Origin of the sequence: Mesorhizobium opportunistum WSM2075 (assembly GCF_000176035.2) — a bacterium.
Taxonomy (GTDB): domain Bacteria; phylum Pseudomonadota; class Alphaproteobacteria; order Rhizobiales; family Rhizobiaceae; genus Mesorhizobium; species Mesorhizobium opportunistum.
The window spans coordinates 1,896,477-1,911,115 of the sequence record NC_015675.1; the positions used below are offsets into that span (position 1 = coordinate 1,896,477).

At 64.0% G+C, this 14,639-nt stretch carries 15 protein-coding genes; 6 read left to right on the forward strand and 9 right to left on the reverse strand.

Annotated elements, in window-relative coordinates; translation table 11 throughout:
• The first annotated feature begins 122 nt into the window (after nucleotides 1-122).
• The gene (locus MESOP_RS09080) at nucleotides 123-698 is read left to right on the forward strand and encodes an invasion associated locus B family protein (protein WP_041164583.1); all 576 of its coding nucleotides are present in this window, start codon (nucleotides 123-125) and stop codon (nucleotides 696-698) included.
• 101 nt (nucleotides 699-799) lie between these two features.
• Here MESOP_RS09080 and coaBC read toward each other — a convergent pair whose 3' ends face one another.
• From coaBC to ubiE, 3 genes are all read right to left on the reverse strand, one after another.
• Nucleotides 800-2,272, reverse strand: coding sequence for a bifunctional phosphopantothenoylcysteine decarboxylase/phosphopantothenate--cysteine ligase CoaBC (gene coaBC / locus MESOP_RS09085; protein WP_013893033.1), 1,473 nt, complete (start codon nucleotides 2,270-2,272; stop codon nucleotides 800-802).
• A gap of 89 nt (nucleotides 2,273-2,361) precedes the next feature.
• Nucleotides 2,362-3,936: a 2-polyprenylphenol 6-hydroxylase gene (gene ubiB, locus MESOP_RS09090; protein ID WP_013893034.1), complete on the reverse strand. Its 1,575-nt coding sequence runs from the start codon at nucleotides 3,934-3,936 to the stop codon at nucleotides 2,362-2,364.
• Nucleotides 3,937-4,006: 70 nt separating this feature from the next.
• Nucleotides 4,007-4,783, reverse strand: coding sequence for a bifunctional demethylmenaquinone methyltransferase/2-methoxy-6-polyprenyl-1,4-benzoquinol methylase UbiE (gene ubiE, locus MESOP_RS09095; RefSeq protein WP_013893035.1), 777 nt, complete (start codon nucleotides 4,781-4,783; stop codon nucleotides 4,007-4,009).
• A gap of 134 nt (nucleotides 4,784-4,917) precedes the next feature.
• Here ubiE and MESOP_RS09100 point away from each other — a divergent pair, with 134 nt between their 5' ends.
• From MESOP_RS09100 to MESOP_RS09110, 3 genes are all read left to right on the forward strand, one after another.
• Nucleotides 4,918-5,892: an adenosine deaminase gene (locus MESOP_RS09100; RefSeq protein ID WP_013893036.1), complete on the forward strand. Its 975-nt coding sequence runs from the start codon at nucleotides 4,918-4,920 to the stop codon at nucleotides 5,890-5,892.
• A 122-nt stretch (nucleotides 5,893-6,014) separates the two neighbouring features.
• On the forward strand, nucleotides 6,015-6,644 hold the full coding sequence (upp, locus tag MESOP_RS09105; protein WP_013893037.1) for a uracil phosphoribosyltransferase: 630 nt from the start codon (nucleotides 6,015-6,017) through the stop codon (nucleotides 6,642-6,644).
• Nucleotides 6,645-6,740: 96 nt separating this feature from the next.
• A complete protein-coding gene (locus tag MESOP_RS09110) occupies nucleotides 6,741-7,310 on the forward strand; it encodes a TIGR02281 family clan AA aspartic protease (RefSeq protein WP_013893038.1) in 570 nt (189 codons plus the stop codon).
• A gap of 16 nt (nucleotides 7,311-7,326) precedes the next feature.
• Here the strand turns inward: MESOP_RS09110 and deoA are convergent, their stop codons facing one another.
• The 6 genes from deoA to MESOP_RS09140 form a co-directional block, all read right to left on the reverse strand.
• Nucleotides 7,327-8,646, reverse strand: coding sequence for a thymidine phosphorylase (gene deoA / locus MESOP_RS09115; RefSeq protein ID WP_013893039.1), 1,320 nt, complete (start codon nucleotides 8,644-8,646; stop codon nucleotides 7,327-7,329).
• Nucleotides 8,646-9,455 carry a purine-nucleoside phosphorylase gene (locus tag MESOP_RS09120; protein ID WP_013893040.1) on the reverse strand — a complete coding sequence of 270 codons (810 nt, stop codon included), beginning with the start codon at nucleotides 9,453-9,455 and terminating at the stop codon, nucleotides 8,646-8,648. Before MESOP_RS09120 ends, deoA begins: the two co-directional genes overlap by 1 nt.
• A gap of 30 nt (nucleotides 9,456-9,485) precedes the next feature.
• Nucleotides 9,486-9,878: a cytidine deaminase gene (gene cdd / locus MESOP_RS09125; protein WP_013893041.1), complete on the reverse strand. Its 393-nt coding sequence runs from the start codon at nucleotides 9,876-9,878 to the stop codon at nucleotides 9,486-9,488.
• Between the two features lie 78 nt (nucleotides 9,879-9,956).
• Complete coding sequence (locus MESOP_RS09130) at nucleotides 9,957-10,928, reverse strand: ABC transporter permease (RefSeq protein ID WP_013893042.1); 972 nt, start codon at nucleotides 10,926-10,928, stop codon at nucleotides 9,957-9,959.
• 1 nt (nucleotide 10,929) lies between these two features.
• Nucleotides 10,930-12,069, reverse strand: a complete 1,140-nt coding sequence (locus MESOP_RS09135) for an ABC transporter permease (protein ID WP_013893043.1) — start codon at nucleotides 12,067-12,069, stop codon at nucleotides 10,930-10,932.
• Nucleotides 12,066-13,598 (reverse strand): ABC transporter ATP-binding protein, encoded by a 1,533-nt coding sequence (locus MESOP_RS09140; protein WP_013893044.1) that lies wholly within the window; start codon nucleotides 13,596-13,598, stop codon nucleotides 12,066-12,068. The genes MESOP_RS09135 and MESOP_RS09140 overlap by 4 nt, the downstream gene beginning before the upstream one ends.
• Nucleotides 13,599-13,796: 198 nt before the next feature.
• Between MESOP_RS09140 and MESOP_RS09145 the strand changes: the two genes are divergently transcribed.
• The gene (locus tag MESOP_RS09145; RefSeq protein WP_013893045.1) at nucleotides 13,797-14,006 is read left to right on the forward strand and encodes a SlyX family protein; all 210 of its coding nucleotides are present in this window, start codon (nucleotides 13,797-13,799) and stop codon (nucleotides 14,004-14,006) included.
• A 22-nt stretch (nucleotides 14,007-14,028) separates the two neighbouring features.
• Nucleotides 14,029-14,436: a hypothetical protein gene (locus MESOP_RS09150; RefSeq protein ID WP_013893046.1), complete on the forward strand. Its 408-nt coding sequence runs from the start codon at nucleotides 14,029-14,031 to the stop codon at nucleotides 14,434-14,436.
• Nucleotides 14,437-14,639 lie beyond the last annotated feature (203 nt).

Here is a 14,639-nt window from a genome sequence, read left to right on the forward strand (position 1 = left end):
TCGGCGTGTCCGTCAGGTACAACGGCGCTTTCGGGGAAACGGTCAAACAGAATGCAGTCAGCGCGTCTCTCAAGGTCGGTTTCCAGGCTGGCTCGAGGCGGAGCTGGGCGGGAGAGATCTTGATGCGGAAGTCCGTGTATTTCGTGGCGATGCTGGGTGCCGCCTGCATCGCCGGCCTGCCGGCAGCGGCGGCGCAAACCAAGGGCGACAAGGTGGCGGCGCCGCCGGCAGCCGATGCGCCACAACTGCCCGGCGGGGCATCGGCACTGTCCGAAACCCATGGCGACTGGACCGTCAACTGCCAGATATCGGGCACGAACAAGATCTGCAGCCTGTCGCATCAACAGTTCAACAAGCAAAACAACCAGCGCCTGCTGGCGATAGAACTGTCGAGCAAGACCGGCGATGACGCGACGGGTACGCTCGCCTTGCCGTTCGGACTGGCGCTCGCCAAGGGCGTCAGCCTGACCATCGACGACCAGAAACTCGACGGCAGCCTGTCATTCAACACGTGTCAGGCGGTCGGCTGCCTGGTGCCGGTGGCGTTCGATGCCAACACCACGCCGCTGCTCAAGACGGGCACGACGCTCAAGATCGACGCCTTCGCCGCCGATACCGGCCAGGCGGTGAGTTTCTCCATTCCACTCAACGGTTTCGGTGGGGCGCTGGCTCGAACCGCGGAACTCCTGTCCAATTGACGGAGCAGTTCACTGTCAACGGAACCGGTGAACTGCTCTAACTCTTTGTTTTGACGCAATTCCCAAGGGAAAGCGCTACGCGCTTTTCCCGGGAAAACCGTTCACACTTTTCCTGGAATTGCTCTGACGGCGATCGTTTTCAGCCGCTCGGCGATGAGGGCGGCGAGCCGTGCCGCCACCTCGTCCTTGGTCATCTCGGGCCATTCCTCGACACCGGCCTCGGACACGATCCGCACCCGGTTGCGATCACCGCCCATCACGCCCGAAGCGCCGATGCCGCTTTCCTGCGACACATCGTTGGCGACGATGAAATCGGCGCCCTTCTTCCTGAGCTTGGCCTCGGCGTTGCGCAGGAGATCCTGGGTCTCGGCCGCGAAGCCGACGACAAGGCGGGGCCGCTGCTTGTGATGGCCGACCCCTGCAAGGATGTCGGGGTTCTCGACCATGCGCAGTACCGGTGGCCCTTCGCCAGCCACCTTCTTGATCTTTTCATCGGCTGAATTTTCGGTGCGCCAGTCGGCGACGGCGGCGACGAACACCGCCGCGTCGGCGGGCAGGAGCTGTTCCACCGCGTCACGCATTTCCTGTGCACGCTCGACATGGATGGTCTTCACGCCGGCGGGATCGGCGATGCCGACAGGACCGGAGACGAGGCGCACGTCGGCGCCAAGCCTTGCCAATGCGGCGGCGATCGCATGGCCCTGCTTGCCGGACGAACGGTTGGCGATATAGCGCACCGGGTCGATCGGCTCGTGCGTCGGGCCGGAGGTGACGATGATCTTGCGCCCCGCCAGCGGCTTGGGGCCGACATCGAGCAGCGCCTCGACGGCGGCCACGATCTCCAGCGGTTCGGCCATGCGGCCTTCGCCGGCCTCGTTGCTCTCGGCCATCTCGCCTTTGGCCGGGCCGACGAAGCCGACGCCATCCTTGCCCAGGGTCGCGCGATTGCGGCGGGTGGCGGCGTGTGACCACATCCTGGGGTTCATGGCCGGCGCCATCAGCACCGGCTTGTCGGTGGCGATGAGCACTGTCGAGGCAAGATCGTTGGCATGGCCGTTGGCGAGCTTGGCCATCAGGTCGGCGGTGGCGGGAGCGACCACCAAAAGGTCGGCTTCGCGCGACAGCCTGATGTGGCCGACATCGTGCTCGTCATTGCGGTCGAACAGTTCGGTGAAGACATGATCGGCCGAGAGCGCGCCGACCGACAATGTGGTGACGAATTCCTGCGCCGCCAGTGTCATGACCACGCGCACCTTGGCACCGCGCTCGCGCAGCCGGCGGATGAGATGGAGCGATTTGTAGGCGGCGATGCCACCGCCGATGATGAGCAGGATGCGTTTGCCGGAAAGGGCGCCGCGCGGCGACATCTTGCCTGCCGGGGCGGCAGCCGGAATCGCCGTGCCGTGCACGCTGGTCAGCTCGCGCAGGGTCTTTTCAGGCACGATCTGGCGGTCGACAGCGGCCCGGATCATCACCCGCGCCTGTTCTTCCATGGAACGGCTATTTTCCGCCGCGAGTCGGCGCAGCAGTTCCTTGACCTCATGGTCGAGATTGCGGATCGTGATGCTAGCCATATGATTGCACTTTGCTGAGATTGATCGATTGCAATGATATCAATGCAATCAAATGCTCGCAAGCTATGGCGCTATGGCGATAGCCGAGCCTAAAAGATCTTCCAGGCGATATAGACCAGCGTCAGCGCGATCACCCATAGCGCGACACGGCCGGAGCGGCTGTAGCGCGCTTCGGCCTTGCCGATCGCGTGGGCGGTGGTCTCGTCGAAGCGCAGGCCGTGCTCGGCCATCAGGTCGATCTCGCGCGACAGCCGCTCGGTGCGGACCGCAAGCTCAGGCACCTGGCGAAGCAGCGCCAGCATCGCCTTGCCGCCGTCGCGCGCATCGGCCATCAGGCCACGCGGGCCGAGATTGCCTGATATCCAGCCGCCGACCACCGGCTCGGCCGTCTTCCACATGTTGAAGGCCGGATCGAGCGTGCGCGCCACGCCCTCGACCACCACCATGGTCTTCTGCAGCAGGATCAGTTCGGGCCGCGTCGCCATGTCGAAGAGTTCGGTGACCTCGAACAGCAGCGTCAGAAGCTTGGCCATCGAAATCGTCTCGGCCGGCTGGCCATGGATCGGCTCTCCGATGGCGCGGATCGCCTGCGCGAAAGCCGAGACATTGTGCTGGCGCGGAACGTAGCCGGCCTCGAAATGCACCTCGGCGACACGCAGATAGTCGCGCGTGATGAAGCCGTAGAGGATTTCGGCGAGGAAGCGGCGCTCCTTCTTGCCGAGCCGGCCGGCAATGCCGAGATCGACGGCGACGATGGTGCCGTTTGCCTCGACGAACAGGTTTCCCGGATGCATGTCGGCGTGGAAGAAGCCGTCGCGCAACGTATGGCGCAGGAAGGACTGGATGAGGTTGGTGGCAATCGCCTTGAGATCGTGGCCCGCCGCTTGAAGGCTCGCGATATCGTTCATCTTGATGCCGTCGACCCACTCCATGGTCAGCACGTCGCGGCCGGTGCGCTCCCAGTCGACGGATGGCACGCGAAAACCAGGATCATTCCTGGTGCTTTCGCCGAGTTCCGAGAGGGCCGCCGCCTCGAGGCGCAGATCCATCTCGATCCTGGTGGTCTGCGCCAGCGTCTCAGTCACCTCCACCGGCCGCAGCCGGCGCGACGACGGGATGTATTTCTCCTGCAGGCGCGCGGCTAGAAAATAGCTTTCCAGATCCTGGAAGAAGCGGCGGCGCACGCCCGGTCGGATCACCTTGACCGCCACCTTGGTCGCGGCGCCAGCCTGGACGGTTTCAGCGGCATGAACCTGGGCGATCGAGGCAGCGGCGACCGGATCGCCGAATTGCGTGTAGAGATCGCCTATCTTGCGCCCGAGAGAAGCCTCGATGGCGGTGACCGCCTCGACCTTCGGGAAGGTGTGCATCTTGTCTTGCAGCATGGCGAGATCGAGCGCCATGTCGTTGCCGACGACGTCGGGCCTTGTCGCCAGGAACTGGCCGAGCTTGACGTAGGACGGTCCGAGCCGGACCACCGCCTTGGCCAGTCGGTCGCTGCGCTCATAGGCCAGTGCGCGGCGGCGGGTGAACAGGCGCGCCAGTCGCCAGCCGAGTTTCGGCAGGCCTGAGAGTTCCTCGCCCGGCAAGGCGGCGACGACGCCCTCGCGCACCAGCACCCAGCCGGCCCGCACCAGCCTGAAACCAGCGCCGACGCTGCTCATGGCTGCATCCATCCGGCCGGTTCAAAGAACAGGCAGGAGCCATATCGAGGATGGGAAACGCGGTGCAGCCTCAAAGCTTCCAGCCCGAATGCAATGCCGCGATGCCGCCGGAATAATTGCGGAAGGAAACACGGTCGAAGCCCGCGTGGGTGATCATGGAAGCAAAGTTTGCCTGGTTGGGGAATTTCGCGATCGATTCGACCAGATAGGAATAGGGCTCGCCGTCGCCGGTGACCATCTTGCCGATCCTGGGAATGGCGTTGAACGACCAGGCTTCATAGACTTTGTCGAGCAGCGGCATCTCGACCTCGGAAAATTCCAGGCACAGGAAACGGCCGCCCGGCTTCAGCACGCGGAACGCTTCACCCAGAGCGACGTCGATATGCGGCACGTTGCGAATGCCGAAAGCGATGGTGTACGCGTCGAAAGTGGCGTCGGCGAAAGGCAGTTCCTCGGCATTTGCCTCGACGAAGTCGGTGTTGCCGGACAAGCCTTTCTTCTGCGCCCTGTCGCGGCCGACAGCGAGCATCGAGCCATTGATGTCGAGCACGGTGGCATGTGCGTTGCCATGGCTTGCGTCGACGATGCGAAACGCGATGTCGCCGGTGCCGCCGGCCACGTCGAGCACCTTCCAGCCCACTCTTTTCGGAGGGTTCAGCCACGTCACCATGGCATCCTTCCATAGCCGGTGCAGGCCGCCCGACATCAGATCGTTCATCAGGTCGTAGCGGTTGGCGACCTTGTGGAAAACATCGTTGACTAGGGACTGCTTTTCGCCTTCCCCTACACGCTTGAAACCATAGGAGGTTTCCATGCCGCCCGCGGCCGTGGTTCTCTCAACTGACATTTTTTTGATCCGTCATAAAACCGGCGGGACCATAGCCGATCGATGGTGCGGGCGCTATTGTTTAAGGCGCGGTGTTCAGCCGCGCTTCCAGGTGCTGGTTTTCAAGGACCTGGACTGACCGACGGGATGTTTGAATGCCTTTGAAAGCGGAACTGCACTGCCACATCGAAGGGGCAGCGGCGCCCGAACTCGTCATCCGCCAGGCGCAGAAATACGGCAAGGATACCTCGCCCTATATCCAGAACGGTTCCTTCGTCTGGCATGATTTCACGTCCTTTCTCGCGGCCTATGACTTCTCATCCGATCTGTTTCGGACCGAGGAGGATTATGCGCGGCTGGCCGACCATTATCTGACCAGCCTGGCCCGCGACGGCGCCATCTATTCCGAGGTGTTCACCTCGCCGGACCATGCGGCGAAAGCCGGACTGTCGCCCAAGGCCTATACCGACGCGCTCGGCGAAGGCATGCTGCGCGCCAAGGCCAAGACGGGCATAGAGGGCCGCATGATTGTCACCGGCGTGCGTCATGTCGGCGTGGAATCGATCGAGCGGGCGGCGCGCTTTGCGGCGCGCTGCGGGCATCCGCTGGTCACCGGCTTCGGTGTCGCCGGCGATGAGCGCATCGGCGACATGGAGGACTATGTCAGGGCTTTCGAGATCGCCCGCGAGGCTGGGCTCGGCATCACCGTCCATGCCGGCGAACTGACCGGCTGGGAGACTGTCCAGGCAGCGCTCGACCACATCCGTCCCTCGCGCATCGGCCATGGCGTGCGCGCCATCGAAAACCCGGATCTTGTCCGGCGCATCGCGGACGAAGGCGTCGTTTTGGAGTGCTGCCCGGGTTCCAACATCGCGCTCAAAGTGTTCGACAGTTTTGCCGATCATCCGTTTCCGGCGCTCAAGGCCGCCGGCTGCAAGGTGACGCTCAACTCCGACGACCCGCCCTATTTCTGGACCTCGCTGAAGCGCGAATACGACATCGCCGCCGAACATTTCGCGATGAGCGAGAAGGCGCTGGCCGCCGTCACCAAAACGGCGATCGAGGCCGCTTTCGTCGATCGCAAGACCAAGTCCGCGCTTCTTGCCCGGCTGAACGCGGCGGCGCGCTGATTTCTGCGAAATCTGTGGTCCACCGAGCCCAGGCGGTTCCTTGGCCGGCGCATAGCCGCTAGGGTCGTCCGAGCTGCCTGCCGCGCCTGCGCGCATAGGGCGACACGCATGAGGAGAACATCATGAAGGGCGTCACCGTCGTCGACCATCCGCTTGTCCAGCACAAGCTGACCATCATGCGCAAGAAGGAGACCTCCACGGCCGGCTTCCGGCGGTTGCTGCGCGAAATATCGCTGCTGCTCGGCTACGAGGTCACCCGCAATCTCGAACTGACGACGACGACGATCGAAACGCCGATGGAGACCATGGAAGCGCCGACGCTCGAGGGCAAGAAGCTGGTCTTCGCCTCGGTGCTGCGCGCCGGCAACGGCTTGCTGGAAGGCCTGCTCGACCTGGTGCCGGCGGCTCGCGTCGCCCATGTCGGCCTCTACCGCGATCACGAAACGCTGGAAGCAGTCGAGTATTTCTTCAAGGCGCCGAGCGATCTGGCCGACCGGCTGGTGATCGTCGTCGATCCGATGCTGGCGACAGCCAATTCGGCGATCGCGGCGATCGACAAATTGAAAGAGCGCGGCGCCACCAACATCCGCTTCCTGTGCCTGCTGGCGGCACCCGAAGGCATCGAGCGCTTCACCACCGCGCATCCCGACGTTCCGGTCTTCACCGCGTCCATCGACCGCCAGCTCAACGAGAAGGGCTATATCATGCCCGGCCTCGGCGACGCCGGCGACCGCATGTACGGGACCAAATAATTTACCAAATGTTTACGCAACGGCGCGGTTTTAGCGCCCGTTAAAGCGGCAAACACCATCCGGCGCTAAAGGATCGGTACTCACAAAGGCCGATCCATGCTGCGCAAACTTCTCATCTTCAGTGTCTTTGCCGGCACATCGGCGTCGATCCCGGTTGTCTACCAGTCAAATCCGCAGGTCTTCGAAAACCTTCTGAGATCGGCGGTTACGGCCAAGCCCGACGCCGAGGCTCAGGCCCAGCCGGACATCAACCTGGCATCGGTGCCCGACAAGCCGGTGGCGCCGCAGCCGGCCGGCCGCAAGGTCGTCGTCGCGGCGGACGAGCGCGGACACTTTTCATCGACCTTCAAGCTCAACGGCCGTCAGGTCGATGGCATGATCGACACCGGCGCGACACTGGTCGCGGTCAATACCTCGACGGCGCGCAGGATCGGGCTGTCGCTCAATCCGTCCGATTTCAGCCGTGAGGTCAGCACCGCCAACGGCACCATCAAGGCGGCCGTGGTGATGATCGATCGGCTGCAGATAGGCAGCATCACCGTCAATGACGTGCAGGCCATCGTGCTCGACGACAAGGCGCTGCACACCAACCTGATCGGCATGAGCTTCCTCAACAGGCTTGGCAAATACCAGGCCGAGAACGGCACCTTGCTGCTCGCCCAATAGGAAGGGTTTGGCCCGGTCAACCGCGCGCCAGAATCCGCCGCATGACGGTTTTATCCGCCGGTGGTTTCGAAGCCCCAATGGTGTAGGCGGAAAGCACGGTTGCGGCGGCGGCCTCGGCATCGGATGGCGAGCGGGCATGCACCAGCGCCAGCGGCTCGCCAGCCCCCACCTCGGCGCCGATGGGCAGCAGCCTGGTGATGCCGACCGCCGGATCGATCTTGTCGTCCGGCCGCGTGCGCCCGCCGCCCAGGCCAACCACCGCCAGGCCGATATCGCGGGTGGCGATGCCGGTGACGAAGCCGTCGGTCGTTGCCTTGACCGCAAATTCGGTTGCCGCCTCAGCCAGGTATTTTTCCGGTCTCTCGATGAAATCGGCGGGGCCGCCGAGCACCGAAACCATGCGCGCGAAGGTGGCGGCGGCGCGGCCGCTGACAAGCGTCTCCGTGGCGCGCCGCATGCCATCCTGGTTGGATGATACCAGTCCCGCCGACTGCAGCATTTCGGCCGCCAGCGCCAGCGTCACATCCTCCAGCCGCCGGTCGCGAAAACGGCCGGTCAGGAAATCGACGGCGTTGCGCACCTCGACGGCATTGCCGGCGGCGGACGCCAGCGGTTCGTTCATGCCGGTGATCAACGCCGAGACCTTCAATCCCGCGCCGCTGGCGACCTCGACCAGACTGTTGGCGAGCGCTGTCGCGTCGCGCGACTTCTCCATGAAGGCGCCGTTGCCGACCTTGACGTCGAGCACCAGCGAGCCGAGGCCGGCGGCCAGCTTCTTCGACAGGATCGAGGCGGTGATCAGCGGCACCGATTCCACGGTTCCGGTGACGTCGCGGATGGCGTAAAGCCGGCGGTCCGCCGGCGCGAGATCGGCGGTCTGGCCGATGATGGCGCAACCCGTTTCCAGCACCGCCTTGCGAAACAGCGCGATATCGGGCTGGCTGGCATAGCCGGGGATGGCATCCATCTTGTCCAGTGTGCCGCCTGTATGGCCGAGGCCACGGCCCGAGATCATCGGTACATAGGCGCCGCAGGCGGCAACGATCGGCGCCAGCATCAGCGAGACATTGTCGCCGACGCCGCCCGTCGAATGCTTGTCGGTGACGGGACCCGGCAGATCCGACCAGTCGAGCACGTCGCCGGAATCGCGCATGGCCAGTGTCGACGCCACGGCCTCGTCGCGGCTCATGCCGTTGAAGAACACCGCCATGGCAAAAGCCGCGACCTGGCCATCGGTGACGGCGCCCGACGTCACGCCGTCGATGAAGGCAGCGATCTCACGAGCCGGCAGCCTCTGGCCGTCGCGCTTGTGGCGGATGATTTCCTGCGGAAGCATCAGGTCTCCAGCAGTCCGTCGCGGAACACACGCTGCAGGACCGTCGCCAGCCGCGACCCGCCGACCGGCGCCATGTCCTTGGTCTCCTGGTGCGAAAGCTCGGCTCCGGTCATGCCGGCTGCCAGGTTGGTGATGACCGAGCAGGCGGCGACGCGCAGGCCAAGGAAGCGGGCGAGAATGACCTCCGGCACGGTCGACATGCCGACGGCGTTGGCGCCCATGATGCGCGCCATGCGGATCTCGGCCGGCGTTTCGAAGCACGGGCCGGAAAACCACATATAGACGCCCTTGTGCAGCGCCGTGCCGGTTGCCTTCGCGGCCTGTTCAATCGCTTTGCGGATGCCGGCATCATAGGCTTCAGTGAGACCGACGAAGCGGCGGTCGCTCGGCTCGCCGATCAAAGGATTGGTGCCGGAGAAGTTGATGTGGTCCGATATCAGCATGATCGAGCCCGGCAGCATCTCGGGATCGACCGAGCCGGCGGCGTTGGTGAGGATCAGTTTGGTGATGCCGATGCCGGCAAGCACTTCCAGCACCGGTCGCATCGCCGCGGCATTGCCATGCTCGTAATAGTGAGCACGGCCGGACAGCATCAGCACCGGCGTGCCGGCAAACAGCCCGGCCACCACTTCGCCGGCATGGCCGCTGACGCCGCTTCTGGGGAAGCCGGGCAGGTCGGCATAGGAGACACGGATCGGGTTCTCGATCCGGTCGACCAAGCCGCCGAGGCCCGAACCCAGCACCAGCGCCGTGGTCGGTGCCAAGCCGTCCAGCCTTTCGATAAGACGATCCACGGCCTTTTCGATCATTCCAGCCTGCCCTTCATTGGAGCCGATCTTTCACTTGAGAATATCGCCGCGAAAACCGTAGGGCAGCATGTCGCCCATGGTCACGGTCTCGGCGACGCCGGTATTGTCGCAGAGGTAGAGCTTGGTTTCCGGCCGGCAAAATTCGGCCAGCCGCTGGCGGCAGCCGCCGCAAGGCGAGCATTTGGCCATGCGCTCGGCAAGGACGGCGATTTCGACGATCTTGCCGCCGCCGCCCATGATGTAGTGGCCAAGCGCGGTGGTCTCGGCGCACCAGCCTTCGGGATAGGAGGCGACCTCGATGTTGGCGCCGCTGAAGACACGCCCGTCCTCGGTGCGCAAGGCAGCACCCACCGGAAACTTCGAGTAGGGCGCATAGGCTTTGGCCATGGCGGCCCTGGCCGCCTCGAACAGATCATGCGACATTTTAGTACTTCTCTCCCATGATCTTGTTCAAAAAGCTGGTGCCGATTTCGACCGCTGCGATTTCCCGCTGGTGCGGTCTCAGCGTTCCTTGACATAGGGCACGCCGCCGGCGCGCGGCGGGATCGCCTTGCCGATGAAGCCGGCAAGCAGGATGACGGTGAGGATATAGGGCAGGGCCTGCATGAACTGTACCGGCACCTTGCCGATCAAGGGCAGCGGTGATCCCTGCAGGCGGATTGCCGCCGCGTCGAGGAAGCCAAACAAAAGGCAAGCGAACATGGCGTTGACCGGCTTCCATTTGGCGAAGATCAGCGCGGCCAGCGCGATGTAGCCCTTGCCGGCGGTCATGTCCTTCACGAAGCCGCCATTCTGCACCATCGACAAATAGGCGCCGGCAACGCCGGTGAGGATGCCGGTGCAGATCAGCGCGCGGTAGCGCAGCCAGGCGACCGATATGCCGGCGGTGTCGACGGCGGCCGGGTTTTCGCCGACCGCGCGCAGCCTGAGGCCAAAACGGGTGCGAAACAGCACCCACCAGGTGAACGGCACCATCAGGAAGGCAAGATAGACAAGAATCGAATGGCCGGAGATCAGTTCCGCGTAGATTGGGCCGATGATCGGCACGCCGCGAACCGCCTCGGCGCCGGGCCAGATGATCGCGTCGAACCGCTCGCCAGGTCCAAGTGCCGGCGTGCGCCCGCCTTGCTGGAACCAGGCCTGGCCGAGGATGATGGTCGATCCGGCGGCGATGAAATTGATAGCCACGCCGGAGACGATCTGGTTGCCGCGGTGTGTAATCGAGGCGAAGCCGTGCACCAGCGCGAAGGCGACCGAGATCAGGATGGCCATGCCGAGGCCGAGAAGGGCCGAATGGAACACGGAAGCGGCGGCGGCGCCGGCGAAAGCGCCGACCAGCATCTTGCCCTCGAGCCCGATGTCGAAGATGCCGGCACGCTCGGAATAAAGGCCGGCGAGGCAGGCCAGCAGCAGCGGCACCGACAGGCGGATGGTCGAGTCGAGTATCTGCACGATGGCGATAAAGACATCCATCTCAGGCACCCTTTCCCTTGACCGCTTCCATCTCGACCGATCCCGGACTGAACGAGGCGAACAGCGCCTGGATGTATGGCCTGAACATGTGCTCCAGCGCGCCAGCGAACAGGATCACCAACCCCTGGATGATGACGATCATGTCGCGGCTGATCGCAGGCATCTCGAACGCGAGTTCGGCGCCGCCCTGGTAGAGCATGCCGAACAGGATCGCCGCCAGCACGATGCCGACCGGATGCAGGCGCCCCATCAGCGCCACGGCAATGCCGACGAAGCCGGCGCCGGAAACGAAGTCGATCGCGACATTGTGCTGGTCGCCCATCACCGGATTGAGCGCCATCATGCCGGCGAGCGCGCCCGAGATCATCATGGCGGTGATGATGATGCGGGTCTCCGAAATGCCGGCATAGCGCGCCGCCTTCGGGCTGTGGCCATAGGTGCGCATCTCGTAGCCGAGCTTGGTGCGCCAGATCAGCAGCCAGACCAGGAAGGCCATGACCAGCGCCAGCAGGAAGGTGACGTTGAGCGGCGCCGAGCGGATCTTGGCGCCGAACAGTTCGATGATCCAGTTGAGCTTCGGCAATTCGGCGCCGGCGAGGAAGTTGCGCGTCTGCGGTGCTTGCGAGGCCGCCGGCTTCAAGGGGCCGACCAGCAGGTAGACCATGATGGAGGCGGCGATGAAGTTGAACATGATGGTGGTGATGACGATGTGGGACCCGCGCCTGGCCTGCAGATAGGCGGGAATCAGCGCCCACAACGCGCCCACAAGCGCCGAAGCGACGATCGCCAGCGGAAATGTCAGCCACCACGGGAACACGCTGTCCAAGGGCAGACAGACGATGGCGATGCCGAGGCCGGCGATATAGGCCTGCCCCTCGGTGCCGATGTTGAACAGGCCACAATGCGCCGCCACCGCAACCGAAAGCCCGGTGAAGATGAACGTGGTGGCATAGAAGAGGGTGAAGGCGATGCCCGTTCCCCTGCCGAAGGCGCCCTCGACCAGGATGATTGCGGCGCGGAACGGATTTTCGCCGACCAGAAGCACGACGAAGCCGGCGACGATGAAAGCCACCGCCAGGTTGATCAGCGGGATCAGCCCGTAGTCGGCCCAGGCCGGCAGTTTGGCATAAGGCGTGCTCATTCCGCAGCCTCCTGGCGCTCGACGCCCGCCATCAGCAGGCCAAGCTCGCCTTCGGTCGCCTCGGGGCCGCGCTCGCCGACGATGCGGCCGGCAAACATCACCAGGATACGGTCGGAGAGCGAACGGATCTCGTCGAGCTCGACCGACACCACCAGCACTGCCTTGCCCTGGTCGCGCATGGCAATCAGGCGCTTGTGGATGAATTCGATGGCGCCGACGTCGACGCCGCGCGTCGGCTGGCCCACGATCAGCACACCGGGGTCCTGTTCCATCTCCCGCGCGAGCACGATCTTCTGCTGGTTGCCGCCGGAGAAATTGGCGGTCTTCAGGCGCGGATTGCCGGGGCGGATGTCGTATTTCTCGATCTTGTCCTTGGCATCGGCGATGATGGCCTCGATGTTGAGCAGCGGCCCTTTGAGATAGCGCGGGTCGTCGTGATAGCCGAGGATCGAATTCTCGTTCTCCTCGAAGGCCAGCACCAGCCCGACATGGTGGCGATCCTCCGGCACATGGGCCAAGCCCCGGTCGCGCAGTTCGCCCGGATCGGCGGCACCCGTCAGGTCGATCGGCGTGCCGTCGAGCATGACAGAGCCTGAAACGGCGCGCCTGATGCCGGAAATCGCCTCGAGCAGTTCGGATTGTCCGTTGCCGGCGACGCCGGCGATGCCGACGATCTCGCCGGCGCGCACGTCGAAGGAGATGTCGTCGACCATGGTGACGCCGCGGGAATCCTTGACCGTCAGGTTCTTGACTGCGAGCTTGACGCCGCCGGCTTCCGCCTCGCCCTTTTCCACCCGGAGCAGCACGCGCCGCCCCACCATCAGTTCGGCCAGTTCCCCGACGGTGGTTTTCTTGGTCTCGCGGGTCGCCACCATCGTGCCCTGGCGCATCACCGACACGGTGTCGGTGATGGCCATGATCTCGCGCAGCTTGTGGGTGATCAGCACCACCGTCTTGCCCTGTTCCTTCAACTGCTTGAGGATACGGAAGAGATGGTCGGCCTCGGCCGGCGTGAGCACGCCCGTCGGTTCGTCGAGGATCAGGATATCGGCGCCGCGATAAAGCGCCTTGAGGATTTCGACACGCTGCTGCAGGCCGACCGGCAGTTCCTCGATGATGGCGTCGGGATCGACTTCGAGCCCGTATTCGCGCTCGAGCCGCTCCAGTTCGGAACGCGCCTTGGCGATGCTGCTCTTCAGCAAGGCATTGGTTTCGGCGCCGAGGATGATGTTTTCCAGCACCGAGAAATTGTCGACCAGCATGAAATGCTGGTGCACCATGCCGATGCCGAGCGCGATCGCATCGTTGGGCGTCTTGATCGATGCCAGCTTGCCGCCAACGTGGATCTCGCCGCTGTCGGCCTGGTAGAAGCCATAGAGGATCGACATCAGCGTCGATTTGCCGGCGCCGTTTTCGCCGACGATGCCGTGGATGGTGCCGCGCGCGATCTCCAGGTTGATGTCGCGGTTGGCGCGTACGGCGCCAAAGCTCTTGTTGATGCCAATCAGTTCGATCGCGGCTTGCGCCATGCAGCCAGTCCCACTCTTATTTTTTTATCGCTTGGTCAAAATGCCTAGCATGACGCTCCGCCCATGCCAATCGGCCGGAGCGGCGTCCACTCTCGGCAAATCCCGGTGCGCTTGTCAATTTCCAACGTGTCCCTGGCCTTCATATTCGCTAATATGACGAGCCGAAATCAGCATCTTGATGAAAGCCAGGGATTGCCAATGACCATGCCCGCCGACCGGCTGACGACGCTGGAAATTCGCGCCGCCGAGCAGGAGAAGACCATCGAGGAATTGTCAGGCCAGATTGCCGAGCAGTGGAAGGTGATCGAGCGCATGCAGCGCAAGCTCGACGCGTTGACCGACCGTTTCCTGGCGCTGGAGGAGCAGTCCGCTCCCGACGTGCCGGTGACCAAGCCGCCACATTGGTGAGGAAAAAGGGGAGGGCGCAATCATGAGCGACCGCATCGCAAGGGCCGGTGACTATGTGCTTGGCCTTATGAACGACGCGGAGCGCGAACGGGCCGAGCGCGATCTGGAAATCGACCCCGCCTTCCGCGACGCGGTGGTGCAGCTTGCCGAACGCATGCATATGTTCGACCGTGCCGAAAAGCCGGGTGGCGCCAATCACTGGGCGCTGGTGACGCAACGCATCGCCGAACTGCCGCAGATGCGTGTGGTCGGCCAGGACAAGGCGAAGCCGACGCCGGTGATCAGCAAGCTGGAGCATCGTCCCCATGGCGTCGGCGTGCATTCGCTTGGCGGCCGGCGCGGGGCCATCATCGCCATCGTGCTGATCGCGGTTTTCGCGCTTGGCTATCTCGCTGGGCTTTGGTCGACGGGTAGCGCGCTTCGGCCCTGACCTGCGAGCCAATCAAATAAGATTCTTGCGAACAAGGACCCGCAACGCCGGAACTGCCATCTCCCCCCATGCGGGGGAAATGGCCGGCAGGCCAGAGGGGGGTGTGAAGGATCGCCAACCTGAATGACTTCTGAATAACGGTGAATTGGCTGTTAGGCCGAGGGACAGCACCCCCCTCTGCCTTGCCAGGCATCTCCCCCGCA

Bases quoted from the DNA above. Each gene is read 5' to 3' on its own strand.
- MESOP_RS09080 (WP_041164583.1), top strand. From the start codon at position 123: ATGCGGAAGTCCGTGTATTTCGTGGCGATGCTGGGTGCCGCCTGCATC.
- MESOP_RS09120 (WP_013893040.1), bottom strand. From the start codon at position 9,455: ATGATCGAAAAGGCCGTGGATCGTCTTATCGAAAGGCTGGACGGCTTG.
- deoA (WP_013893039.1), bottom strand. From the start codon at position 8,646: ATGCTTCCGCAGGAAATCATCCGCCACAAGCGCGACGGCCAGAGGCTG.
- MESOP_RS09150 (WP_013893046.1), top strand. From the start codon at position 14,029: ATGAGCGACCGCATCGCAAGGGCCGGTGACTATGTGCTTGGCCTTATG.
- MESOP_RS09145 (WP_013893045.1), top strand. From the start codon at position 13,797: ATGACCATGCCCGCCGACCGGCTGACGACGCTGGAAATTCGCGCCGCC.
- MESOP_RS09130 (WP_013893042.1), bottom strand. From the start codon at position 10,928: ATGGATGTCTTTATCGCCATCGTGCAGATACTCGACTCGACCATCCGC.
- coaBC (WP_013893033.1), bottom strand. From the start codon at position 2,272: ATGGCTAGCATCACGATCCGCAATCTCGACCATGAGGTCAAGGAACTG.
- ubiB (WP_013893034.1), bottom strand. From the start codon at position 3,936: ATGAGCAGCGTCGGCGCTGGTTTCAGGCTGGTGCGGGCCGGCTGGGTG.
- ubiE (WP_013893035.1), bottom strand. From the start codon at position 4,783: ATGTCAGTTGAGAGAACCACGGCCGCGGGCGGCATGGAAACCTCCTAT.
- MESOP_RS09140 (WP_013893044.1), bottom strand. From the start codon at position 13,598: ATGGCGCAAGCCGCGATCGAACTGATTGGCATCAACAAGAGCTTTGGC.
- MESOP_RS09100 (WP_013893036.1), top strand. From the start codon at position 4,918: ATGCCTTTGAAAGCGGAACTGCACTGCCACATCGAAGGGGCAGCGGCG.
- upp (WP_013893037.1), top strand. From the start codon at position 6,015: ATGAAGGGCGTCACCGTCGTCGACCATCCGCTTGTCCAGCACAAGCTG.
- MESOP_RS09135 (WP_013893043.1), bottom strand. From the start codon at position 12,069: ATGAGCACGCCTTATGCCAAACTGCCGGCCTGGGCCGACTACGGGCTG.
- MESOP_RS09110 (WP_013893038.1), top strand. From the start codon at position 6,741: ATGCTGCGCAAACTTCTCATCTTCAGTGTCTTTGCCGGCACATCGGCG.
- cdd (WP_013893041.1), bottom strand. From the start codon at position 9,878: ATGTCGCATGATCTGTTCGAGGCGGCCAGGGCCGCCATGGCCAAAGCC.